Below are 1,996 nucleotides of genomic sequence, written 5' to 3' on the forward strand. Positions count from 1 at the left end.
GCGGCTTCCGCATCGAACTGGGCGAGATCGAGGCGCGCCTGTGCCAGCTGGACGGCGTGAAGGAAGCCGTGGTGGTGGCGCGCGGCGAAGGCGAGGCGCAGCGGCTGGTGGCGTACTGGATCGCCGCCGCCGATGCGGGCGAGATGGAGGCCGGTGCCCTGCGCGCGGCGCTGGCCGCCGTGCTGCCGGCCTACATGCTGCCATCGGCCTTCGTGCGCCTCGACGCCTTCCCGCTCAGCCCTAACGGCAAGCTGGAACGCCGCGCGCTGCCGGACGTGGAGCAGGAATTGCTGGCAACGGCGCAGTATGCGGCGCCGCAGGGCGCCGTGGAAGAGGCGATGGCGCAGATCTGGCAAGACTTGCTGGGCTTGCCGCAAGTGGGCCGCCACGACCAGTTCTTCGAGCTGGGCGGCCATTCGCTGCTGGCGATCCGCCTCGTGTCGCGTTTGCGCCAGGTGTTTGGCGTGGAAATGTCGCTGCGCGAGCTGTTTGCGCAGCCCACGCTGGCCGGCTTGTCGGCCCTGGTGGCCGGCGCCCGCCGCAGCCATCTGGCGCGCATCGAGCGGGCCGACCGCAACGCGGCGCTGCCGCTGTCGTGGGCCCAGCAACGGCTGTGGTTCCTCGACCAGCTCGACGATGCGGCCGGTGCCGCCTATCACATCCCGATGGCCTTGCGCCTGCAGGGCCGGCTGGACTTGCCCGCGCTGCAAGCCACGCTCGACCGCCTGGTGCAGCGCCATGAAATCCTGCGCACGCGCTTCGTGGCGCAGGAGCAGGAGGTGCGGCAGGTGATCGACGCCGCCGCGCCGTTCGACCTGCAGCTGCAGGACCTTGCCGGCGGCGCCGCGGACGACGTCATGCGCCTGGCGCAGGACGAGGCGGCCAAGCCGTTCGACCTGGCGCGCGGTCCGCTGATCCGCGGCCGCTTGCTGCGCCTGTCGCCGGAAGAGCACATCCTGCTGATCACCCAGCACCACATCGTCACCGATGGCTGGTCGATCAATGTCATGGTGCGCGAAGTGGCAACGCTGTATGCGGCACTGAGCCAGGGCGGCGCCGACCCGTTGCCGCCGCTGGCGCTGCAATATGCCGACTTCGCCGCCTGGCAGCGTGGCTGGCTGCAGGGCGACGCGCTGCAGGCGCAGCTCGACTTCTGGCGCACGCACCTGGACGGCGCGCCGGCCCTGCTGGAACTGCCGCTGGACCGTGCCCGTCCGGCGCAGCAAAGCTATGCCGGCAGCCTGTTTGCCGCCACCTTGCCGCCGGCACTGAGCGACGGCTTGCGCCAGCTGAGCCAGCGCCATGGCAGCACCCTGTTCATGACGTTGCTGACGGGCTGGGCCGTGCTGCTGGCCCGCCTGTCGGGCCAGGATGAGGTGGTGATCGGCGCGCCGGTGGCCAACCGGGGCCGCAGCGAGATCGAATCGCTGATCGGCTTTTTCGTCAACACCCTGGCCATGCGCGTCAAGCTGGGCGACAACCCCAGCGTGGCCGCGCTGCTGGCCCGCGTGCGGAGCGACGCCCTCGACGCCTATGCCAACCAGGACGTGCCGTTCGAACAGGTGGTCGAGGCCATCAATCCGGCCCGTTCGATGAGCCATGCACCGCTGTTCCAGAGCTCATTGACCCTGACGGAGGCGGGCTTGCCGCATGCCCTCAGCATGCCCGGCCTGACCCTGGGCGTGCTGGAGCAGGCGCGCCAGACCACGCACTTCGACCTGTCGCTGTCGTGCTTTGACAATGCGGACGGCATCGCCTTCAGCATCGAGTATGCGACCGACCTGTTCGACGCCGCGACGATTGCGCGCTGGGCCGGACATTTGCAGACCCTGTTGGCCGCCATGGTGGCCGACGAGACGCTGCCCGTGGCCAGCTTGCCGCTGCAGTCGCCTGCGCAGCTGCAGCAGTTGCTGTCCGGTTTCAACGACAACGCCCAGCCCTACGACGCGGCGCGCCTGATGCATGCGGCCTTCGAGGCGCAGGCGGCGCGCGATCC

At 70.0% G+C, this 1,996-nt stretch carries 1 protein-coding gene; it reads left to right on the forward strand.

Going from position 1 to position 1,996, the window contains the following annotated elements; all coding sequences use genetic code 11:
- Positions 1 to 1,996, forward strand: a 1,996-nt coding sequence (locus AC1RDJ_RS28350) for a condensation domain-containing protein (RefSeq protein WP_493029451.1), incomplete at both ends; no start/stop codon positions are given.

Source organism: Janthinobacterium sp. GW822-FHT07H10 (genome assembly GCF_058798675.1).